The 25,304-nt window shown below is 30.4% G+C and carries 16 protein-coding genes, 1 riboswitch and 1 other annotated feature; of the genes, 1 reads left to right on the top strand and 15 read right to left on the bottom strand.

Annotation, left to right across the window (positions count from 1 at the left end):
- Positions 1-312 precede the first annotated feature (312 nt).
- The 14 genes from OCU55_RS19795 to OCU55_RS19730 all read right to left on the bottom strand — a co-directional run bounded on the left by OCU55_RS19795 (position 313) and on the right by OCU55_RS19730 (position 21,965).
- Complete coding sequence (locus OCU55_RS19795) at positions 313-1,215, bottom strand: D-alanine--D-alanine ligase (RefSeq protein ID WP_261854021.1); 903 nt, start codon at positions 1,213-1,215, stop codon at positions 313-315.
- A gap of 233 nt (positions 1,216-1,448) precedes the next feature.
- Complete coding sequence (locus tag OCU55_RS19790) at positions 1,449-4,226, bottom strand: sensor histidine kinase (RefSeq protein ID WP_261854020.1); 2,778 nt, start codon at positions 4,224-4,226, stop codon at positions 1,449-1,451.
- Positions 4,227-4,249: 23 nt separating this feature from the next.
- A complete protein-coding gene (locus OCU55_RS19785; protein ID WP_261854019.1) occupies positions 4,250-5,059 on the bottom strand; it encodes a PAS domain S-box protein in 810 nt (269 codons plus the stop codon).
- 821 nt (positions 5,060-5,880) lie between these two features.
- Complete coding sequence (gene nth / locus OCU55_RS19780; RefSeq protein WP_261854018.1) at positions 5,881-6,516, bottom strand: endonuclease III; 636 nt, start codon at positions 6,514-6,516, stop codon at positions 5,881-5,883.
- Positions 6,517-6,835: 319 nt separating this feature from the next.
- Positions 6,836-7,828, bottom strand: coding sequence for a tRNA epoxyqueuosine(34) reductase QueG (gene queG, locus OCU55_RS19775; RefSeq protein WP_261854017.1), 993 nt, complete (start codon positions 7,826-7,828; stop codon positions 6,836-6,838).
- A 3-nt stretch (positions 7,829-7,831) separates the two neighbouring features.
- Positions 7,832-8,413 carry a serine O-acetyltransferase EpsC gene (gene epsC / locus OCU55_RS19770; protein ID WP_261854016.1) on the bottom strand — a complete coding sequence of 194 codons (582 nt, stop codon included), beginning with the start codon at positions 8,411-8,413 and terminating at the stop codon, positions 7,832-7,834.
- 19 nt (positions 8,414-8,432) lie between these two features.
- Positions 8,433-9,341 (bottom strand): cysteine synthase A, encoded by a 909-nt coding sequence (gene cysK, locus OCU55_RS19765; protein ID WP_261854015.1) that lies wholly within the window; start codon positions 9,339-9,341, stop codon positions 8,433-8,435.
- 181 nt (positions 9,342-9,522) lie between these two features.
- Positions 9,523-9,753: a binding site (T-box leader), on the bottom strand.
- Between the two features lie 80 nt (positions 9,754-9,833).
- Complete coding sequence (locus OCU55_RS19760) at positions 9,834-11,099, bottom strand: magnesium transporter (RefSeq protein ID WP_261854042.1); 1,266 nt, start codon at positions 11,097-11,099, stop codon at positions 9,834-9,836.
- Between the two features lie 327 nt (positions 11,100-11,426).
- Positions 11,427-11,592: riboswitch (M-box (ykoK) riboswitch) on the bottom strand.
- Between the two features lie 287 nt (positions 11,593-11,879).
- On the bottom strand, positions 11,880-13,319 hold the full coding sequence (locus tag OCU55_RS19755) for an ABC transporter substrate-binding protein (protein ID WP_261854014.1): 1,440 nt from the start codon (positions 13,317-13,319) through the stop codon (positions 11,880-11,882).
- 164 nt (positions 13,320-13,483) lie between these two features.
- Positions 13,484-16,615: an alpha-mannosidase gene (locus OCU55_RS19750; RefSeq protein ID WP_261854013.1), complete on the bottom strand. Its 3,132-nt coding sequence runs from the start codon at positions 16,613-16,615 to the stop codon at positions 13,484-13,486.
- A gap of 27 nt (positions 16,616-16,642) precedes the next feature.
- The gene (locus OCU55_RS19745; RefSeq protein WP_261854012.1) at positions 16,643-17,578 is read right to left on the bottom strand and encodes a carbohydrate ABC transporter permease; all 936 of its coding nucleotides are present in this window, start codon (positions 17,576-17,578) and stop codon (positions 16,643-16,645) included.
- Between the two features lie 12 nt (positions 17,579-17,590).
- On the bottom strand, positions 17,591-18,517 hold the full coding sequence (locus tag OCU55_RS19740) for an ABC transporter permease (RefSeq protein ID WP_261854011.1): 927 nt from the start codon (positions 18,515-18,517) through the stop codon (positions 17,591-17,593).
- 117 nt (positions 18,518-18,634) lie between these two features.
- A complete protein-coding gene (locus OCU55_RS19735; RefSeq protein ID WP_261854010.1) occupies positions 18,635-20,197 on the bottom strand; it encodes a response regulator transcription factor in 1,563 nt (520 codons plus the stop codon).
- A complete protein-coding gene (locus OCU55_RS19730; protein WP_261854009.1) occupies positions 20,175-21,965 on the bottom strand; it encodes a sensor histidine kinase in 1,791 nt (596 codons plus the stop codon). The genes OCU55_RS19735 and OCU55_RS19730 overlap by 23 nt, the downstream gene beginning before the upstream one ends.
- Positions 21,966-22,393: 428 nt before the next feature.
- Between OCU55_RS19730 and OCU55_RS19725 the strand changes: the two genes are divergently transcribed.
- On the top strand, positions 22,394-24,409 hold the full coding sequence (locus OCU55_RS19725) for a YgiQ family radical SAM protein (protein ID WP_261854008.1): 2,016 nt from the start codon (positions 22,394-22,396) through the stop codon (positions 24,407-24,409).
- A 161-nt stretch (positions 24,410-24,570) separates the two neighbouring features.
- Here OCU55_RS19725 and OCU55_RS19720 read toward each other — a convergent pair whose 3' ends face one another.
- The gene (locus tag OCU55_RS19720) at positions 24,571-25,224 is read right to left on the bottom strand and encodes a hypothetical protein (RefSeq protein ID WP_261854007.1); all 654 of its coding nucleotides are present in this window, start codon (positions 25,222-25,224) and stop codon (positions 24,571-24,573) included.
- Between the last annotated feature and the right edge of the window lie 80 nt (positions 25,225-25,304).

Raw genomic sequence — 25,304 nt, 5'->3', positions numbered from 1 at the left:
TATCAAATTAATCTTAATAATTAAATAATATATTTAACTTAATATTTTCAAATTGAAGTGTTTCATATTTAATGCCACACTATTAATATTACTATTAAACATAGTAATTTTACAAACATCTAATTCTATATTTCTATTATACATGTTAATTCTTAATAAATAATTGGGTAAATTCTTAATATTATCTTAATAAAAATTCGCTGAAGTTTATACTTACCTATACATTAAGAATAATATGCTACTTACCCCAAAGATGTTAAAAGCCATGACCTCAATAAAAAAGATCATGGCTTAGGTTTATTAATTTTATCTTTAAGTACGTTCCTTTATTGAAGTTTCTATTATTAAATCTAGCAACTTACTAAAGTCTACATTTTTTCCTGCTGCACTTTTTGGAAAAAGGCTATTCTTTGTCATTCCTGGTAATGTATTAACTTCTAATATATATGGAATACCTTCACTAACTATCATATCAACTCTTGCGTAAACACTACATTTAAGAGCATTATAGGTTGCTAGTGCCATTTCTTCAACCTGTTTATGAAGTGAAGGTTCTAATTCTACTATAAACTCATCTGCCCCACCATCTGAATATTTTGATGTGTAATCAAAAAAAGCTGATTTAGGCTTTATAGCAAGCACTGGAAACATCTGTCCATCCAAAATCGGACATGTTATTTCATCACCTTTTATATATTTTTCAATCATAACTTCTTTGTCCCATTTTAAGGCTTCGATAACCGCATTCTCAATTTCTGACTCTTCTTTAATTACAAAAGTAGCTACTGATGATCCACCATTATTAGGCTTTACAACTACTGGATATCCCAAATTATCTATTTTCATATAGTCAATATCATCTAGTGACTTAACATTAAACCAAGGTGCAGTTCTTATATCCCTTGATTTTAATATCTTCTTAGTCATATCCTTATCCATACAAACAGCACTACTTAAAGTATCACACCCAGAATAAGGTATTCCCATGGTCTGAAGTACTGCTTGAACTGTTCCATCTTCTCCGAATTTTCCATGTAAAGCTAGCAGCGCAAAATCTATTTCTTTAACTTTTGTAAATAAATCTTCCTTAGCATCTATAACTATTGGAATAATCTCGTACTTATCCTTATTTAAATTGGCTAATATAGATTGTCCGCTATTCAAAGAAACTTCTCTTTCTGAGGATATTCCCCCCATTATAACTCCGACTCTCATTATAATCCCTCCAAAGAACTTCTTGTTTACTCTTTATTTAAGTACCTCTTTTTGTAATGACAAAATGAAGTTACTTATAGATCATCTATAATATAATTTTATAAAGAGTACATAAAAAATCAAATCCTGTTAATTATATCACTATAATCAAATTCCTTAAAGTCATTGTATTTAATTTCCACAAGGAACTCTAACTATATACTATGTAACGAAGCTTAAATTGACATACTACTTTAACATATTTCATATATATCAGAAAACTCAATATTAATTCGTTCAATTCTACTATCCTCATTAGAAATTATTATTGGAGTTTCTTCAATCTCCTTAATTCTGGTTATTGGTAGATTTATTATGAATTCACTTCCTTTATTTAAAATACTCTTCGCACTTACCGTGCCTCCGTGTAACTCAACTAAAGATTTCACCAAAGAAAGTCCTATTCCACTTCCTTCATGCTCTCTAGCCAAAGACTTGTCTACTTGTCTAAATCTTTCAAATATAATATTTATCTGATCCTCTGGGATTCCTCTCCCATCATCTTTTATTGCTATCCTCACATTATCCTCAATTTGTTCTACCAATACTGATATTTTGCCATTTGAATCTGTAAATTTAATGGCATTTGATAAAAGATTTAGTATTATTCTTTCGATTTTGTCTGGATCACAGTAAATATATAATTCTTCTACAAATGTATCAAATATCACTTCAATCCCTTTATTTTCAGCATAGGTAACAACAGATATAGTTATATCTTCTACAATTTTGATTACATCATATACTCCACAGTTAAGTTTTAGGTAACCAGCATCAATTTTGGTTATATCAATTAAATTGTTTATGAGCCTTAGCAATCTATAACAGTTTTGCCTTAGTACATTACTATATTTATCGTAAGGCATCTTCGTTATATCTTCCTTATTCTTATATAAATCCAAAACTTGTATAACAGAGAATATAACATTTATTGGCGTTCTGAGCTCATGAGATATGTTAGCAAAAAATTCTGTTTTCAATTGATCATATTGTAAAGCCTCATCTAGCTTTTTCCTATCCTTTTCATGCTCTTCCTTAAGCTCAACCATTTTCTTCTTCTCAGTAATATCCCTTGCTAAACATATAATCTTTGTAAGTTCACCATCCTCTATTAAAGGTGAATAGTTTACTTCTAAATATCTAGACTCTCCGTAGAATAAAAATGATATCTCATGTCCCCTAACTATTAACCCTTCATTTAAGTATTTAATTATATTAACTTCACTTTCGTAGTCAATATCATCAAACACCTGCTTTAGATACCTATTTAAAATACTCTCTTTACTTTTACCTAAAAGTTCACACATTGCAGGATTTACATCTGTAATCCTTAAGCTTTTAGAGTCAAGTACATATATCATATCAGGACACATGTTGAATATTTCAGAGTACTTTCTTTCGCTTTCTTTTAATTCCTTTTCAGCTAATTTCTTATAAGTTATATTTCTAGCACTTATAATAGCACTATCAATTTTATCTTTTTCTTCTACAGGATTAATAACATAATTCACGTAAATATATGTATTCTTGCCAGACTTCATTTTACATTCATTTGTCACTATTTTGTTTTTTTCCAAACATAATCTCATATCTTGCAATACTTGTTCAACATCATTTTCAACTACATTATGTACCCAAGGCACCCTCTTATAGTCTTCATAGTTACCACCAAAGAGATTAGTATAAGAAGGGGAACAGTAATCTATCCTTCCTTCTATATCAATCTTGCATATTAAGTCATGGACACTGTCCGTGATTTGTCTAAATTTCTTCTCACTCTTCTGTAACTGTAGAGACATATCAATATAGCTTGTGTTATCATTCATAACACCTAAATAGAAGGTATCTTCATCAATATCAAACTCATTTATAAATACATTAAAGTAAAAGTTCTTCCCGTCCTTACCTATTAGCTTACTTTCACCACTCCATTGCTTTTCCATATCTATAACTTTATTGATTTTATTTAAAGAACGATTCTTTCGATTTGGCAAAATATCATTGATGTTTTTCCCTTCAACCGGATCTTCACTGTAATTTTCCTTAATGAATTCATCTGCTGCTATATTAGTAAAACGTATAATTCCTCGCTTATCTAAAATGAACACAATACTAGGCATTTCTTGTATGATCTTGTAATACTTAAGCATGTCTGTTCTAAATATATTAGTATTATCTATTATATTTTTTGCATCCATATATTTATTTTTAACACAAATACATATGCCAATAATTACCGTTGAAATAGATAGAATATAGAAGATATCAGCAAAATAGATAAGTGCAGTTCTCTGTCCTAAATCACAAAATGTATAGACATGATTGAAAAACTCAAACATAGTTGAAGCAATAAAAAACTTCATCATAGGATCCTTGTATTCTTTTTGCTTTTTTATCAATACAATAGCTAGCACAATAATCCCAACTAGATCTATTATTGTCATTATAGTTCTCCAGTATATACCCCTATTACTTAAATATCCGTATAAGAATTTTATATCTATATAGTATAATGCTACTCCTATAGAGAAGCTAATGACAGAATATATACACACGCTTTGTCCACTTATCCTCTTAAGTTCTTTATTGTTGTAAAGGAAGTAAATAGAGCCAACTGTAATTATAAAACTTAGTGTATTATATCTTGTAGATAAGAAGGCTTGATTATATATACTAATTAAACCACTGCCCTTGCTCATAAGCTCAATGCATTCAATAAACTTTGTAGCAAATAAAGTAATTGTACTTAATCCAATAAACAATATATAACTTTTTTTTGATACTTCAAAGTATATTAAAATCATAAACGCAACTATAAAAGTAAATATAGTCTCCGCTGGTATCATACCATTTATATAAGATTTTGATATTTTAATATCTATATTAGAGCCATATTCTAAAAGAATTAGAAATATAAATCCTATATAAATACTAAAATATGAGAAGTTTTTCTCGGCATTTTTATGATTCATACTTGTTATCCTTCCATAATAATTCATAGATTTTCATAATTTAGATCCTTTGCTACAATAAGCTTCCCAGCAATATTACCTTCTTCAAAAATAAAATCAGTAATTGATTCAGCAAGAATATAGTTACCATTATTTTTTCTTATTCTATGTACTATAGGTGTAGTGTTGCTTTTTTCTAAATTAATGAGCATCCTAGCTTTTAATATTTCTTCTGGATGGGTTATAGTAAAAAAACTAGTTCCAACTACTCGCTTTTCTTCAAGCCCAGATAGAGAATAGAACCTTTTTGATGCAAAGTTTATTCTCCCATTTACATCTACTAAAAATAAGATTTCCTGTAAATTATCTTCAATCGCCATATATGACTCAATAAAACTTTCAATATTTTTTGAGTAACTTTTTACAACATGTCCTATTTCATTATCAATGCACGCTTCTCTTATTATATCATTATTTTTATATCCAACTTCAACTATATTTGACTGTTTACTAATTAATGTGTTATATGCAATTTTCAAGTAAATTAACGCCATAATTAGTACTGCAATCATTACAACTTCGGCTGCAACTATAAAAACAGTGTTTTGTCCACCTGAATAGAAGGCATAATACTTTACAAAAATAGGTAACAACGTTGAGTATATTAATAAATTTGAAAGATTATCCTTATTATTAATGTTATATATTATTAAAATAATAACTACAAATGAGTTTACCAGTAAAGTATTTATATAAGTTATTACTATTTTTTGCTCGGATAAATACAAACATTGCGGCAATATTATATAAATGTCCAATAAAGCAGTACATAGTCCCAACAATAATCCAAGCATAAGTAGTATACTATTCTTTTTCCTTGTCTGAAAAATATTAATTCTATTGTATCTTAATGAAAACAATATAATTATAGGCCTTAAAGTAAGACCTATAGCAAATGGATAGCTAACCTTACTTATAATAAGATTATCATTGGCTCCGTTTATATTTAAATTAATAAAAACTTGCCTAAATATAAATTCAAAACAAAAATACATATAACAAAAAAAAATAGCTATAGGTATTGATCGATGTTCGTATGAAAGATATTTAAGGCATATATACAAAAAAATGAGAGAGAGTATCACTATTACAAGTTTAAGCCTATTTATAACTTCATAGAAATTGTAAAATTGATATCTTTCTAAAATTCTTAAGGATATGGTAAATAATATGATTAACAAAAAAATTATCATTGTATTAACTTTTACATATTTAGATAGTTTCTTGTATATATGTAGAAAATAGCTCATATTATTATCCACCTATTATAAAAATTGTAATTTATTAATTAATTATACTATCAATTATCATTTTTTAAAAATTTAATTATCGCAATTATCGCTATATATTTGTATCTTTTTAGGTTTACTTACCTAAGTTTTTAATTAAATAATAACGGATGGAATAAACACTTATAAAATAGCCACTTTTTTCTCAAGAAATTCAAAAAAAAATCATATTTTTATTAATGGTGTATATTTTTGGCAGGTAAAATAAAAGCTAACGATCTATTTTGATCATTAGCTTTTACTTTAAGTTTCTATTCTTATATGCTTATAAATTCTATTTATCTATACTCATATGGATGTACCACTTCATAATAAAATTTATATTTTCAGATTGAAGTAGTAGATCTATAATACTTACACATATGTTTTATTGGACACACTTCGCATTTAGGATTTCTAGCAGTACAACATCTTCTACCATGGAATATCAATAAATGATGCGCCAAAGACCATTCTTTCTTCGGAAGCTCTTTCTGAAGTTGTAACTCTACGTCATATACATTATCTGAATTAGCAAGACCAATTCTATTAGAAACTCTAAACACATGAGTATCTACAGCAATTGATGGAACTCCAAACGCATTCGAAAGTACTACATTAGCAGTTTTCCTACCAGCTCCAGCAAGTGAAGTTATACCTTCCATAGTATCTGGTACTTCTCCGTTAAAATTCTCTTTAAGCTGTCTGCACATCATCATTATATTCTTAGCTTTATTTCTATAAAGTCCTATTTGCTTTATCCTATCTTCTAATTCTTCTTGCGATATAAGTAAAAAATCATCAACTGTAGGATATTTCTCAAATAAATCCTTCGTTACTTCATTTACTTTTTTATCAGTAGTCTGAGCCGAAAGTATGGTAGCTACAAGAAGTTGAAATGGCGTCCCATAATCAAGTTCGCACTTTGCATCAGGATACTGTTCTTTTAATAGTTCTAGTATAATTCTCGTGCTTTTCTTCATTTTGTACCTCCATTTATGAACCTGTAATTTGTAATTATGTTTATTAATCATTCTAGATTTAGTGCCAAGTTAAATATATCATTAGATAATCAAATATTAGTTAAAATTAATGTGTCACACTGGAGATACTATATGAGTGAGCTATTAGAATTAAATGATTTTCGTAGATGGGATAGCGTTAATAAACTGTATTGTTCGAACGTAGTGAGTTATGCAGTTTTAGCTATTCCATTGTAGAAAATCATATTAATTCTTTGTGAAACTCATTAAAGTATCGGAAGAGTGACACATTAATTTTAGCAAAGTACTGTAATGTAATCTATTCCTTAAGCCTTTCAAGCATTATTTTATACTGCTCTAAATATGGAGAATTTAGTTCTTCATTTGCGATATCTTTGTTTTGGAATAACCCCTTACGTATAAGAGCATTCCTTCTTAAAACATTTTTACCTCTCCAGCCACAGGATGTTATTTTAAAACTACTTTTAAAATCTGAATTAGATATATTTATTATGTTATCCACATTATCACTATTCATAAAACTCATGGGATAAAACTCTTTTATTGGCGACAACTCTTTTTCATCATTAAATGGACACTTCATTTGACAACTATCACAACCAAACACTCTTCCATTCATTAGTTTTGCGAGTTTAATATCTATTTCCTTTTTTTGCGTTATGTAAGACATACATATATTGGGGTTCTTATTATTTTTATTAATTGATTTTGTAGGGCATTCTTTATAGCAAATCTCACAACTACCACACTTAGTAAAATACTTTATATCATTAAAAGTACGATTTGTAGATTGCGGAATATCCAGGTCTGTTATTATTTCACCTAGAAAAACATATGAACCATACTTGTCAGTTATAATCATATTGTTTTTACCAATAAATCCAACTCCTGACAGATATGCAATATATCTTTCAGGTAATGTGTTACTGTCTGTAAATGCAACTGCTCTTCCACCTAATTCATTAATGAAAGCCACTATTTTTTCTAAGTAACTATGTACTACAGTATGATAATCCATGCCTCTAGTATACACAGAAAATCCATTTTCTATATAATCCACATTATGAAGATAAGGGAAAGCTATAGATACTATAGTCTTTCCCTCATTCATATAATGATTTGGATTTATTCTTTTTTCTATATCTGCTTCTTCAAACTCATTCTCTATACCTTGTAATTTTCTTTCAGTGTAGAACTCTCTTAATTCATTGAAAGTCCTGCACTGTGCAAAACCAACAGTATCTAATCCTAAATCCATACAATACTTTTTTATTTCAACTGATAGATTCATAAACTAAATCACCATATCATTATATATTTTTTTTCTTCTACCCCTAAAGTCTTCGATCTCAATTATCGGCAAATTTCTTACAATAAATCTTGCTGGTATACCTACAGCAGTTGCACCAGCAGGGACATCTGTAAGCACCACCGAGTTAGCACCAATTTTGACACCATTTCCTATATTTATAGGTCCTAGAACCTTAGCTCCTGTTCCTATAACTACATTATCACCAACTGTAGGGTGCCTTTTACCTTTATCTTTTCCAGTACCTCCAAGAGTAACCCCATGATATATGACAACATCATTACCTATAACACTAGTTTCTCCGATAACTACTCCCATACCATGGTCTATAAACAAACCTCTGCCTATTTGTGCACCTGGATGTATCTCTATACCTGTAAAAAGTCTTACTACCTGAGATATTAATCTTGCTATAAAGAACATATTCCTTTTATAAAACCAACTAGATACTCTGTGCCCATTTACTGCATGAACACTTGGGTAAAGTAGTAAAACTTCAAGCCAACTTCTTGCTGCTGGATCATTTTCAAGTATCTTTTTTATATCGTACCTAAGGTTCTTAAACACCTACTATCACACCTTTATATTATTCATATAGGCCCATTGAAAGATATTTTTCTCCTCCATCTGGTGCTATTACTAATATTTTTTTACCTGGACCATATTCTTTAGCTAATTCTAAAGCTGCATGAAGTGCCCCACCTGAAGATATGCCTATAAGTACACCTTCGTTAGCTCCGAAGTTTCGAGCAGCTGCAAACGAATCTTCTTCTTTAACTTGAACAACTTTATCAACTACTGAACTGTCGTATATTTCTGGAATAAATCCTGCTCCTATACCTTGAATCTTATGAGGACCAGGTGCTCCACCTGAAATTACTGGTGATTTTTCTGGTTCTACAGCTACTACTGCAACATCACTCTTTAATTCCTTTAATTTCTTACCAACACCTGATATTGTTCCGCCAGTACCAACTCCAGCAACAAATACATCTATGTCTGGTAAATCCTTAAGTATTTCTTCAGCTGTAGTTGCATAGTGTTTTTCTGGATTAGCTACATTTAAGAATTGTTGTGGCATGAAATATCCATTTTCTTTTACTAATTCTTCTGACTTTGCTATAGCACCCTTCATTCCTTTAGCGCCTTCAGTTAATACTAGTTCAGCTCCATAAGCTTTTATTAAGTCTCTTCTTTCCTTACTCATTGTTTCAGGCATTACTATTACAACTTTATATCCTTTTAACTTTCCAATCATAGCTAAAGCTATTCCAGTATTTCCACTTGTAGGTTCTACTATAGTATCTCCTACTTTTAATAATCCTAAAGCCTCAGCCTTTTCTATCATACCGTAAGCAGCTCTATCTTTAACACTTCCACCTGGATTAAACTTTTCAAGCTTTACATAAACTTCAGCTGAATTTTCTCCTGTTAAAGTGTTCACTTTTAGTACTGGTGTGTTTCCAAGTAATTCTAATGCATTATTAAATAACATATCTTTAACCTCCAAAAAATTATATTTATTATTTTATTAATTATCCTAATTTTTAAAATTATCCTTAGATTTATATTCCTTAGCTTTTCAATAACTGTTTTTCTCTTATATTAAGATTAGCTATCTACAAATTTTTACTGTATTAAAATTCACTAAAGAATAAAAAAAACTTCATCTCTTTATTAGAGACGAAGATATTTCGCGTTTCCACTCTACTTAGATCAAAATGATCTCACTCACGATAAGCACTACCATGCTTTCTTGCTATAACGGGCATCCCGGGATCACCTACTAAAAGTTTCAGCTACCTGCTCCAAAGTGCACTTCTCATAAAATCCAAGTAGGAGATTCACACCATCTCTCCCTCTCTGAGACCTTCATTTATGATACTTCTCTTTTTCTTCGCATTTAAAGTTGAGTATTTTGATATGTTTAGTCTTAATTTTATTATATGCTAATTGTATTAAATGTCAACAATATTTTTCTATAATATTAAACTGCTTTTTTTGCTTTTTTTCTCCAAATAGGCAATAAGAATTCATCTACAATATCATGAATTAAAACTATACCTACAAGCTTATCCTCCTCATCCACTACCGGAACAGATAATAAGTCATATTTGGTTATAAGCTCTATAGCATCTTCTATATGAAAATCATGTTTAAACTTTAAAGTATTCCTATCCATTATATCTTGAAGCTTAACTTCTCTAACATTCATAACTAACTGTCTTATATTCACTGCCCCCTGAAGCTTTTCATTCTCATCAGTTATATATACGCAATGCATAACTTCTTCATCAGGCTGCATTTCTCTTAATAAATCTATTGTTTCTTCAATTGTTACATCTATATTAAAGGATATAAAATCTTTGTTCATTATACTTCCAACAGTTTCATCTTCATAACCTAATAATTCTTTTACCTCTTCAGCATCTTCTGATTCTAAAGATACTAAAATCTTTTCTCTTTCTTCTTCATTAAGTTCATCTAATAAATCTGCAATTTCATCATTAGGCATATTCTCAAGTATTTCTGCCGTCTTCGATACACTTAAATCTCTTATTATAGAACCCTTGAATTCCGGTTCTATCTCTTCAAGAGCATCAGCCACTAAGTCATCATCTAGATTTTCAAACACTTGTTTTCTCTGCTTATCATCAAGTTCTTCTAATATGTCTGCCAAATCAGCTGGATGTAAGTTCGATAATTTTTTATAAGGTACTGAAAGCTGTAAACTATCATTTATTAGTTCTAAAGTTTCTACATCATCCCACATTAGTGCTTGATCAGTAGGTTCTTGCTTCATGAACTTAAGAACTACTTTTCCAAAACTCTCCAATCCAATCCTTCTATATCTAGCAATTTGACCAGCTTCAACTGCTACGACCCTATATTCGCCTGCAATTTCTGCAATTCTTAAGTCATTTACCCTGACTACCTTTTTTCCGTTTATATCAACTATCTTTTTATCTAAAAGGTTTTGTGTAAGCAAATAAGTATATTTTCTTGGCAATATTTCCTTACTTCCTCTGGTCTCAATCCTTATCTTATTGCTATCCCTTAGATATACATCTACATTCCTAAATTCATAATCAAATAATGAGCCATCTCTTTTTATCTTATATCCAATAATTCTTGGATATCCATCCTCTGTAGTAACATAAACATCCTTTAAGATACCAAGTACATCATCAAACTCATCATAGATCTTTTTATTTAGTATAGAACTATAAAGAAATACAGACAATCTTTTCATCATTCTAACCTCCCTCAATATCCAATAAGGGCCTTAGCTAGAGCATATACAAGGTTCATGATAAATTTCGCTGAAGCCACTCATTGAAGATTACTTTATTTACTTTTCTTTGCGACCTACTATGAGGGCCACCCTCCATTTAATTTCACCACCCTGATAATAAATTATTTATTGTTAAGTATTCGTTATAATTCCAGTACATTTCTACGAATTTACTTATGCCATAAAAACTTATAAAAACATCGAAATATATGGCTATATTCCATAAAACTTTATACTTTACAGCAAAAATAGAAAAAGGCCCTTTAAGGCCTCTAAAATTCAACTTAATATCATTACGTTGAGTTTTAGCACTACAAAACTTAAGACCTGATGGTCTAGCTACATTAAGTTATACCTTGCTTCGATAAAACCTGTTGACCCATTGGCATCTCTCGATGTTTCCGGGCAGTAGCGTGCATTCTTGTAGGAGCCTCACCTAACAATGAAATATCACTTTCTATAATATATTATATTACTTTAAGCCTAAATTGCAACTTAATAGCCTCAAATTTCGAATATTTATTTATTTACCCTGCTATAGTTTAAAATCTCACAATAAATCTTCATTTTACTTCATGTTGTTACACTTTACTTAATATTATAGATGTATATATAAGATACTTCATATTGAAATCTATAAAATAAAGATGTACCACTTCAATTGGAAAATATAAATTCCATTATGAAGCGATACATCTATAAACCTTGCTATTCCATTTTATTTTTGTATAAGCTTATCTATTTTTTCCACTTATCAGCTTGATTCTGCATCTCCTTAACTATCTTATCAATTCCAGCTGAATTCAATTTTTCATTCAATTTAGGTAAAAATTCATTTGGATCCACTGAACCAGTGTTCAAAGCTGGTCCAAACTCTTCCAGAACATTTTTCAATCCAGCTACCTCTGTATTCACAGGAGTAGTATCAAAATTAAACCCTAAATCTGCAGCCGGAATAGATGCATCATTAAATTTCTTGAACTCATCCCACTTATTATCTGGGTCACCATCCAATAAGTATGTCTTATAGAGATTTCCTAATGAAAAATAAGGAACTTGATACTGCTTACTTTCAGGAAGTAACTTAATCTTATTGTCAGATATCTTTTCATAATGAGTGCCTTCAATTCCATAATTCAGAATATTTCTAACGTACTTGTCAGTATTCATTAAATTCAAGAACTGCATTGCTTTCTCTTTATTCTTCGAATTAGCAGATATAGCCTGCATAGCTCCTGTTGTAGATCCATTTGTAATATAAGTATCCATAATAGGAGATGCTACCACTGGATATCCAAGATCTTTTCCCCATAGAGATTCTGCAAAAGGCTGTCCATCTCCCTTTGTCACAAATCTTTTTACAGCCTTATTATCGCTTGTTGTTGCCGCATCTTTATTTATATATCCAGCTAGATAGTATTTCCTCATAGTTTCAAGTTGCTTTTTCATCTCTTCTGTCTCATATAGGTTAGCAGCCTTAAGTGATTTATCTGTATAAAAAATCCCTACAGGATCAACTATTTTATCAAACTTAACAGGAACGCTATAGTCCTTTGTAGTATAGAATGGTACTACATCTGGCTCCTTTTCTTTTATAAGCTTTAACCATGGTTCCAAATCCTGCAATGTATGAATATCCTTATAAGGTATACTATATTTATCTACATACTCCTTAGTAAATACGAACATCGGTGCGACGCCTATCTCTTTATTGGTTGGTATTGCATATGTCTTACCATCAATTTTTGCTCCATCCCAAAATCTCTGATCAACTGCACTTTTTGTTTCTTTCCCATACTTTTCAAGAAGATCATCTAGAGAAGCAAAAGCCCCCCTTCTTGCATTAGGTAAATAATCATTTGCCCATGAGCAAGTAAAACAAATATCATAATCCTCTCCCGAATTAATTACAACCTGCATTTTCTTCGAGTAATCACCCCAGTCCACTTGCTTAATTTCTACAGTTGTATTTATTTTTTCTTTTAGATACTTATTGAGTTCAGCTTGAACTTTTTCAGTATCTTTCTGTGGAGTACCTATTGTGTACCATATCAAGTTTGTAGTTTGTCCTGTGTTAGTATTTGCAGCTTCTTCTTTGTCAGAGCACCCAGTTAAGGAGAAGGCTGAAGCTAGCACAGTCACCAAGGTGAGAGTTATTAGTTTTTTAAATTTTAACATTAAAATTCCCCCTCATAAATGTATTTTTTTCTTTACAACCTTATTATATTTTCATCATGAAAAGGTTTAAAGTGTAGGAATTTCATATTTACTGTTCAAACTATAGATGTACATTCTTATTGAAAATTAATGGTCTGCCAAAACAATGGCAGACCATTATAGCTTTATTTAAATTGTACTTTAAAAGTCTTTATTTCAAAAGGTTTTATTACAAATTCAATCTTATTGTCTTTGATATCAAATGCCTTTATATCTTTTTCCATAAGACTACATTCATTAACGCTCACTATATCCTTAAAGAATTCCATAGTTACTTTACTTCTTTTATTATGGAACTCATACATTCTAACAATGAATTCATCACCATCTTCTGCTTTTTTCACAGCTTCAATCATTACATTATTTTTATCTACATTGATGAATGATAATTTTAATGGAAGCTCTCCTTTATGTGCCTGTTCTAATGTTGTATAAAGTGGTACATTAAGATTATATGCCATACTAACAGTTTCAGAGTCTTTCCACTCTCCACTATGTGGATATATTGAATAAGTAAAATAGTGTTCTTCCTGATCTGTTGTAGGATTAGGTTCTATTCCACTCTTTATTAGTGTTAGCCTCATTGTTCCTTCCTGAATATCATGTCCATATTTGCAGTTATTCAATAAGCTGACACCAAAATCGCCTTCTGATATGTCTGCCCACTTTTGTCCACAAACTTCAAATCTAGCTACATCCCAGGACGTATTACTATGGGTTGGTCTTTCTATATTTCCATATTGAATTTCATAGGTAGCTTTATTGGTATTTATATCAATAGGAAATGCCACTTTAAGTAATACCTGCGATTGTTTCCAATCCACATAAGTTTCGAAATCAACTCTATCAATATCTCTATATACAAATATTTTTTGAATTATTGTTGAATCTAAAAACCTTTTTTCTACCTTTAAAGCTGCTCTTACTGGACCATCTTCAACTACTTCAATTTTTTGAATATCATCTACATTCCACATTTTTTCTTTATAGAATATGTCTATATCCCAATTGTCAAAATTCATAGGTTTATCTTCAAACGCCTGAAGCACATTACCTTTTTCTCCTGACTTCAATAATTCTCTATTATTTCTCTTATCATAAAAGCATTCAATTTGTCCTTTTTCATCCAAACAGATTTCGAAAAAATCATTCTCTATACAACTACTATTTATGTTAATTAAACTATCAGAATACTTCACTTGCTCATCTACTATATAATAAGTCTTATAACCTTGAGCTGGAATTCCATTTGCAAAGAATACTGCCTTTCCACCTTCAATCCTCTGACAGATTACCTTTTTTCCTTCTTCATCAAATAGAACAGGATTTACTATATTCTCAGGTACAGAAAATTTTGTTATGTCATTTCTCTCATAAGATAATGAATTAAACACAACCACTGCATTCCTATCCAAGTTGATTCTTCCTGCTATCGAAGAAAGTGCTTTATTTAATGTACATGTTCCATTTTCCAGCAAATCTCTATACTCTTCCTTAGTAACTTCATATACTTCTTGAATTGAAGAACCTGGCAGTATATCATGAAATTGATTTAGAAGTATATTTTCCCATCCCTTGTTTAGTGCTTCCTGTGGGTAACTGCCTCCTAAAACTGTATTAAAGGAATTGAATTTTTCACTAGCTTCGTATAGATTTTCACAAAGTCTATTATCTCTTTTATTTCTTGCCATAGATGTATACGTTCCTCTATGATATTCAAGATATAATTCACCTGACCATTTAGGAAGATATCTATTCCCCTTAACTTTTTCCTCCATATTTCTAAAATAATCTTTTGCAGTTCCCATTTCAACTTTTGGACAACCAGGTATTCCCTTATTAAGCCTTCTTCCAACCTCAAGCATTTCATAAGTGGCTCCACCACCACCATCTCCAAATCCATAGCAAACTAATACATCATCATTAATATTTTTTTGCTGATATCTCTCCCAAGCACCCATTATTGCTCCTGGATGAATTTGTCCATTATATGTGGTAAAGTGCATGTTTGGATCTTGATATGGGTCTTTTGTAGTAATAAAGTGGGTTAATACTTCTGTTCCATCTATCCCTTTCCACATAAAAGTATCATAAGGCATTTTGTTAAATTGATTCCATGAGATCTTTGTGGTCATAAAATAGTTAATATCAGATTTTTTCAAGATCTGTGGAAGAGCCGCACTGTAACCAAATACATCTGGAAGCCACAAAATTTCATTTTTCACACCAAACTCTTTTTCAAAAAATCTCTTTCCAAATAAAATTTGTCTTACCAACGATTCACCTGAAGTTACATTACAATCTGCTTCAAGCCACATCGCTCCTTCTGGTTCCCAAACTCCTTCTTTCACTTTTTCCTTTACCTTTTCATACACTTTAGGATAGTCTTCCTTTAAAAACTTATATAGCACTGGTTGACTTGACATAAACTTATACTCTGGATATTGTTCCATAAGCTTAAGCACTGTAGAAAAACTTCTCGCTGCCTTTTCTCTTGTTTGTGCCACAGTCCATTGCCAAGCTACATCGATATGTGTGTGCCCTACACAAGTCGCAATTACATCTTCTTTACCACAAAGCTTTTCGTAAAACTCTATTTTCAAAAACTCATTAGCTTCACTGACAGATTTATAATATTCATTAGAATAAACTTTTCTAAGATCTAGAATATTTACTGCCTCGTTAAGCACGTTTAACATATCTATTCTTCGTTTATCCTCTTTACTAAGCTTCTCACAAACCCAAATAGGAACCTGAATATTGAAATATAACTCTCTTATAAGCTTATCTACCAATACCAACTCTCCGTATAAGCTAGCTTTTCTATCTGCCACCATTCCACCATAGGCATGTAGATCTACATTGTATACTTTTCCAGCTTCAGCACTATCAGTCAGTATAACTTCTCTATGATTTATGTCTAACCCTTGAATATGCTCTCCATCAATATATAGAATAAATTGAGGATTCACAGCATCCCAACCTTCATCAAAGGTTTTTAAATTTAAGGCGATAGTTTGTCCTTGAAATTCTACTGGTACCTGTACCTTTGTCCTAAACCAACAGTGACGATCTCTCCCTCCCCATAAATCTCCGGTTTCAAAATTTCTCCATTGTCCCTGAGCCTTCTCAACCGCTTCTATGTTCAAGTATTTTCCTTCTAACATTTTATAACTATTTATTGATACTTTATTTTTATAAACATGACTTTTTAACTCATTGCATATCTTCTGAATTCTCTCAAAAACGTAATACATATTAATTCTCCTTTATTTATATTTTTACTATTCTTTTACAGCTCCAATAGTTAATCCTTTTACAAAATACCTTTGGAAGAATGGATAAGCACATACTATCGGTAAAGTTGACAATACCACCATTGCCATCTTTGCCGTTTCTTTTGGTAGATTTTGAGTTATGCCAATAGCATTCACCCCTAACATCTTAGTACTCGTTAAGAATTCCATACTATTCTCTATACGAATAAGTAAATATTGAAGTGGTATTAAGCTCTCTTTGTCAATGTACAACATTGCGTTAAACCAATCATTCCAATAACCTAAGGTTAAGAAAAGACTTATGGTTGCTATTCCTGGTAAAGACATTGGTAATACAATTTGGAAGAAGGTTCTAAACTCACTTGCTCCATCAATTTTAGCTGATTCAATAATTGCCTCTGGAACAGAAGTCTTAAAAAAGGTTCTTAATATAATTACGTACCAAGTATTCATAGCAAGTGGTAAAATAAGTGCCCATATGGTGTTTTTTAAATGAAGAAACCTTACCATTACAAGATAAGAAGATACCATCCCTCCACTAAAGAGCATTGGAATAAAGGCCAATTTTGTAAAAAAGCCCTTGAATACAAAGGTTCTCCTTGAAAGGACGTATGCATAAGAAGAAATCATTATTAAACCGATTACAGTTCCAAGTATAGTAACTAAAATTGTTACTCCATAAGATTTCATAAGCTGACTTCCTGCACCCATCAAATATTGATATGCATTGAAACTCCACTCCTTCGGAATAAACCTATAACCATTATGTTGCAAAGATTTTTCACTTGTAAGTGAAATAATAACTACAAATACAAATGGAAGAATGCAAATAACCGCGAGAATAATCATAATTATATGAATAATTATGCTTGTACTATTCTTAATACGGTTAAACTTTAACTCCTCTGGACTACTCTCTACCTTTAGTATACTTTTTAACATCAATCCCACCCCCTAAAATAGTGCATTTTCACTATCTATTTTTTTAACTATTTTATTAGTAACAACGATAAGGATTAACCCAACAAAAGATTGATATAATGCTGCTGCTGAACTCATTCCTATATCTCCCATGTTCATTAGAGCTCTATATACATAAGTATCTATTACATTGGTTACTGGATACAATGCTCCTGAGTTCATTGGCACTTGATAAAACAATCCAAAATCAGCATTGAATACCTTTCCAATTGCAAGTATAAATAAAATTGTTATAACTGGTTTAAGTAACGGAATTGTGATATATCTTATTTGTTGTGCTTTTGATGCACCATCAATCATAGCTGCCTCATAGTAAGTTTTATCTATACTACAAATGGAAGCCATATAAACAACTGTATTGTAACCAATACCTTTCCATTGACTTACAAGTATCAGAATCAATGGCCAATACTTCGCTTGGCTATACCACGAAACTCCATCCTTTCCGAACTGCTTCATTAAACCATTTATATATCCCTGTTCTGGACTGAGAAATGTAAATAAGCAATAGCTTACAACAACCCATGATAAAAAATATGGCAGAAACATCGAGCTTTGATAAAACTTAGCTAATCTTTTTCTCGTAAGTTCATTTAGAGCTATGGCTATACAAATTGGTAAAATTATTCCTAAAAAAATGAACACCAAGTTGTACAACACTGTATTTCTCGTTATAATCCATGCATCACTGCTCTTAAATAAGAACTTAAAATTATCAAAGCCTACCCACTTACTTTTGATAAGACTTTCTATAAAGCCTCCACTAATTTTAAATCTCTTAAATGCTATAACTGCACCTGCCATTGGAATATAAGAAAAAACAATAAACCATATCGCTCCTGGCATAGCTAATAGCAAAAGTTCTTTGTTAGTCTTTAACCGCCTAAAAAACCTCCGCATACTCATAACCTCCTTAAAATCTATAAAGAACTAGGCTTTGAGTTAAATATAACATGCCATAAATATGGTTTATAGTTGATAATCTATAGATTTATTGTACTTATTTCAGTTTACTTATTAGCTAATAAAATAATTTTTACTACTTCTTAAGGTATTAGGACAAACGCCATAATACTTCTTAAATTTCTTATAAAAATAGCTTGTATCTAAATATCCTATAGTTTCAGCAATTTCATTTATTTTCATATTTGTGTTTAAAAGCAGTTCCTTGGCTTTTTCGTTTCTTATCTTATTTAAGTAATCAGAAAAACTTATGCCAACTTCTTTTGAAAACAATTGACCAAGATAAGAAGTATTTATATTAAACTGATCTGCTAAGATTTTTAAGGAAAGCTCCTTTGCAAAATTATGTTTGATATAGTCTATTATTTGCTGAATTACTGGACTAAATTTAAAACTATTTGCATCAATAATATCCAAAGCTTTTAAGCTCTCCTCTTTTATGCACTCTGTAACCTCTTCAAGTGTTTCCATATTACATACTGAAAGCACCATCCTGCTTATGCTATTATAGTCATATTCATGTCCAATATTGAGTTCTTTCATAGTTCTACTTATAATCATCATCATTGTCACAGCTACATCCTGAACTAAAGCTGGCGCAAAAGTTTCATTACCTTCAATGCGCTTAAATATTTCTGTTATATAGGTTTCAAGATCATTCCTATCCTTTTTCATAAGAACCTTTGAGAAATCCTCTAGATTAACTTTCGATATATGTTCAGGATTATTATACCTTTGTAACAGACTTGCTCCATTAATTATCTTATTAAAACCATATATCAATAAATAGCTTTGAAGCTTTTTTGCTCTTTCATAGGACTTATAAGCATTCCAACTAAATCTCTCCACTTCCCCAACAGTTATGAACACATCTTCATTTAATTCATTCTTTATATACTCCCTAATTCTCACTAAAATCTGCTCAAAATCTTCTTGTGATGATTCACTATCATTCCATCCTGATAAAATAACAATGTTATCCTCAAAATCTTTAAAGAAATCAATATTATCAAACTTCATTCGCTTTTTAATTATATTTAGCAACATGGTACAGTTTCTTTTTTTGTTATTTCTTAATTTGATTAATGCCGCACAATAATTCTCATATTTAAGATTCAACTCTAAAATGAATCCTCTCTCTTCAAGTTCATATCCACTTATCTTATTTGTAACCCATCTATTGTATATGTTTTCTTTTATAGTCTCTATCTCTTGGTTTTTGAACCTTGGGCTTTCCTTTTCTCGCTTTATCTTTTCTACTGTCATTTTCAGTGAAGCTTCTAATTCTTCTTCATTTATGGGTTTTAATATATAGTTTTCTACTCCTATTGAAATTGCCTTCTTAGCATATTGAAAATCATCATATCCACTCAGCATAATAAACTTTGTTTTTGAATTTACTTTTTTTATTTCCTCAATTAATTTTAATCCATCCATATTAGGCATAGTAATATCAGTTATTATAACTTCTACATTTCTCTTATTAAACATTTCCAGAGCCTCAGTGCCACTTGCAGCTTTGCAGGCAACCTCAAGCCCCAATTTTCCCCAATCAATTATACATTCTAGCCCATCTACTATAAGCTTTTCATCATCAACCAACATTACCTTGTACAAATTCTTCTACCTCCTTATCAGGTATCTTAATCATAACCTTTATTCCTCTTTCCATGCCTTCCATAACTTCTAAGCCATATTTCTCACCATAGACTAGTACAATCCTTTCATGTACATTAGCTAAACCTATGGAGTTTTTCGTTTCACTAGGTGATTTTATACTCTCATTCAATTTTCTTATTTGTTCTTCTTCTAATCCTTTACCGTTATCCTCTATAGTTATAATAATATCTTCTTGAGATTTTCTACCTTTAATCATTAAAAAATTATCTGTGATTCCTAGATCCATCCCATGAATAAGAAAATTTTCAATTATTGGTTGAAAAATAAATTTAATAATCTGCTTATTTAATAATTCAAACTCAAAATCAATTTCATACTGAAACTTATCCTCATATCTAAACTTGTATAAATCTAGATACATTTTGCAATACTCAATTTCTTGTCCAATTGTAACAATGTTTTTGGCTTTTACTACGCTTCTAAACAATGTTGCAAGATTATAAAGCATTCTACCAACTTCTTTATCACCATTAATAATAGCTTTCATTCTGATTGACTCTAAGGTATTATATAAAAAATGTGGATTTATCTGATTTTGCAGTGCAATAATTTCTGTATTTTTTTGCTTTATTTCAGAAAGATATACTTTTTTAATATACTCATCTAATGTACAACACATTGTGTTAAAACTTTGAGCTATCAAGTTAATCTCATCATCTTCTTTTTCAATTGGAATGCTTGTTTTAAAATCTCCTTGTTTTACATTATCTATTGCATTAACAATATTCATAGTTCTTCTTTCTAGTTTTTTAATTTTCAAATACACTATTATTTCACTTAATATTATTAAAGCTGTAACTGCAATAATGATTGTTTCTATGAATATCTTTGTTTTATTTAGAATTGCATTTTCAGGTATAATACTCAAAATTATCAAACCTGCTGTATTTGGTTTAAAATCAACATAAGAAGGGGTATCTAATTTGATACTTTCACTACCACTTCCTATCTTAGAGAAATAAGGATAAAATTTATTCACATACTTCTGAGAAGAATCATATATGACCTCTCCTTCATTGTTCATTACAATTAGTTCATTCTGATCAATATCATATCCTTTGTATATTTGATCTAATTCATCCATTCTATAAGTAGCTACTATCATTCCAACTTTCTGTAAGTTATCTGGGTTTATAACATAATTAACCGAATAATAATAGGAATTTAACGCTTTACTTTTACTTTTTAATATCTCAATTACACTATTTTCACTTTCTTCCCAATGTATTAACCCATAGTTATTATCCATAATGTTATAGTTATTTACATAGCCTTTGGAATCATAAATGCTTGCTAAATTTTGTTTAAAGCTTATCAAACATATCTTATCAATATTGGCATTATTAGCGTAACAACCTTTGACAAATGAATCCACACCGCTATAAGTCAATTTATCACTTTTAGCATATGTATCTAGCTTATTTTTTATATAAATATCAAGAGGATTATTTAAATAGAATATTATATCCCCCATCTCTTGATTATCACTGTAAAGCTCATTTATTTGAGTTCTTGTATTTTCTATCTGACTATTTAGGTACTGATTTGTATCCTCTACTACCTTCCTATTTAAATACTGCTGCTGTTGTTTAATATTTTTAGTAATCTTATTAATGAAAAATATAGAGAGACTAGAAAGAGATGCGAATATTATTATCGAATATACAAAAAATAATCTTTTGAACAACTTTGTCTTAATAAGCATAATTTACCTCCAGTTTAAAGGTTTACATTTGATTGTACATAAATTTCTATTAATATATATGGATTGAAGTGTTTCGTCTTTATTTCAGCAGTTTATCAACTATAAAAAATAGCTTTCCGCTGAAGTGATACCTCTTTACTTCTACATCAATTTCTTTTTCCCTCTAAATACTTTATATAAATATGTATGGTTGTCCCCTTCATAATAGAATTTATATTTTAAGACTAAAATGATTCAGCTTTATACCATAATTCGTTTCTTTTCTTTTATGCTTTGTTATGATAATATAACTTAGTGACAAAGATATAATTATACATAAATTGAACAAAATTAAATCTATTGACAACATTTAGTCTATCGTTAATATATATGATTTGAGTATAGATTCAAAATATATCATTTATAATATTAATCTAAGGAGTCTTATAATGAATTTATCAAAAGAATTTTTACCTATTAGTAGAGAAGATTTAAAAAGACGTAATATAGAGCAATTGGATTTTATAATAGTTACTGGTGACGCTTATGTAGACCATCCTTCCTTTGGTACTGCTATAATTGGAAGAACCTTAGAGGCAAATGGCTTTACAGTTGGAATAATACCTCAACCAAATTGGCACGATTCTGAGGACTTTAAGAGATTAGGCAGACCCAAATATGGTTTTTTAGTAAACTCAGGAAATATTGATTCTATGGTAAACCACTATACTGCTGCAAAGAAAAAAAGAAGAGATGACCTCTACTCACCAGGTGGTGAAGCAGATCATAGACCGGATAGAGCAGTTATTGTTTATTGCAACAGAATAAGAGAAGCATTTAAAGATATTCCTATAGTTATTGGAGGAATTGAAGCATCACTTAGAAGATTCTCTCACTATGATTACTGGGACAACAAAGTAAGAAGAAGCATACTTCTAGACTCAAAGGCTGATTTATTGAGCTATGGCATGGGTGAAAAGACCATAGTCCAAATAGCTAATCTTTTGTCTTACGGTATGGATGTAAAAAAGATTACCGATGTAAGAGGAACATGCTATCTAACTAAAGACATAAACGATCTTAACGGGTATGTATTAGTTCCTTCCTTTGAAGAAACTGCTAATAGTAAGGAAGCCTATGGTGAAAGCTACAAATTAGAATCTTACGAACAAGATCCAATAATAGGCAAGACCGTTATTCAACCCCATGGAGATAGATATCTAGTCCAAAATCCTCCTCAGCTTCCTTTAACTGAAGAAGAGATGGATATAACATATAATCTTCCATACACTAGAACGTATCATCCTATATATGAAGCAAAAGGTGGTATCCCAGCTATAAATGAAGTTAAATTTTCAATTACAAGTCATCGTGGCTGTTATGGTTCATGTTCTTTCTGTGCTTTAACCTTCCATCAGGGAAGAATAATACAGAATAGAAGTGGAAACTCAATAGTAGATGAAGCAAAGCTTCTTACTACTCTAGATGACTTTAAAGGATACATACATGACATAGGTGGTCCTACTGCTAACTTTAGGCATAAATCCTGTAAGAAGCAAGAGAAATTTGGAACTTGTAAAGATAAGCAGTGTATGTTCCCAAAACCTTGTAGCAATCTTATCACCGATCATAGCGAATACTTAGGAGTGCTTAGACGAGTTAGAACTTTGCCAGGCATTAAGAAGGTATTTATCCGTTCTGGAATAAGATATGACTATTTAATTCACGACAAAAATAACGAGTTTTTCTCCGAACTTTGCAAACATCATATAAGCGGACAACTAAAAGTTGCTCCTGAGCATGTTAGCGATAAGGTATTGGCTCAAATGGGAAAACCTACAAGAGAAGTCTATGATAGATTTGTAAAGAAATACTATCAAGTAAATGAGAAGATAGGAAAGAAACAATTTTTAGTTCCTTATCTTATGAGCTCGCATCCTGGAAGTGACCTAAAAGCTGCCATAGAATTATCTCTTTATATAAAAGAAATGGGTTATACTCCAGAGCAGGTACAGGATTTTTACCCAACACCAGGAAGTATATCAACAACAATATATCATACTGGAGTGAATCCTTTTACTGGTGAAACTGTGTATACACCAAAGACTCAAGAAGAAAAAAGTATGCAGAGAGCATTGTTGCAGTTTGCAGTTCCAAAAAACCATTCTCTAGTAAAAAAAGCATTACTTAAAGCTGGAAGAGAAGATCTCATTGGTAAAGATAAGAACTGTCTAATAGATTGGACTCCAGCTAAGGAAAGAAACCATAAAAGTAGTGGTAAAAAACCAAATAGACCTGATTCTTCTAACATAAAAAACAATAATAAGTCATCTAACGTAGCACATAGTACTAAAACTTCTGAAAAAGGTCATAGTAATGATGTGAAAAGTTTTAGTAAGAAATCTGACAAAAATACTAATACAAGAAGCAATTCTACAAATGTAAAAAACAAAAGAGTACATTAGAATTGAAAAAAGAACCTTAATATTGATAAAAAACATACTTTAAATATGTTTTTTATCAATATTGGTTCTTTTTTATTTTAGTGCTGTTAAAAAATGTGTTTAAATTAAGTTGTTATACATCCGATGCTTTAAACATAGTACTTGTTTTAAAATTAACTATATCAATATAACTTCTTAAACAACCCAATACAATAATTAAATACTAGCAAAGTCACTAGTTCACTTATAATGGTATAAGGATACAAGCTTACTCCGAAAAGCTTTACTAAGTTATCTAATATTATAAATACGGTTGCAATTATAGTCATTCTAATTCCAGGCTTATTTACAAAGTTTGTATCTAAAGCCAAAATAGATAGGACTAAAATTATTGTTGGAATAACAATAAACGCTAATGTAAAGATATATTCTGATTTTAACATAATTATATATCCAAATCTTAACGATATACTTATTTTAGGCTCGTAAACAGCCAAAAGTATAGAGTAAAATATCGTTAAGGCTGCTATAATTCCGTAAGTAGTAGAAAATTTAATCTTATCATTTCTTCTACAAATATAATATATAATATACAAAATCACTGGAATATAAACATACTGTAGAAAAACTAAGTACTTAATATAATATACATATTTCTGGTCTTCCAATATTGCAAGTAATATTAAAGTAATATACCTTAACACAACAAATAGGATCATAAAGATTGATACTATTTTAATTTTTATAGGCGCCCATCTTAACAGCTTGTCTAATATAAACATGCATAAAAAAATTATAAGTAATAATATTACAAAGTATAGATATACCCCTACCATATCACACCTCTTAATATTTTGGTTCTTAGCCTTAAGTATTCATAAATCTTAATTTATCGCTCTCATTACTACAAGTAATA

Origin of the sequence: Clostridium folliculivorans (assembly GCF_024341905.1) — a bacterium.
GTDB classification, from domain to species: domain Bacteria; phylum Bacillota; class Clostridia; order Clostridiales; family Clostridiaceae; genus Clostridium_AR; species Clostridium_AR folliculivorans.
This window is presented reverse-complemented; position numbering and strand designations above follow the sequence as displayed.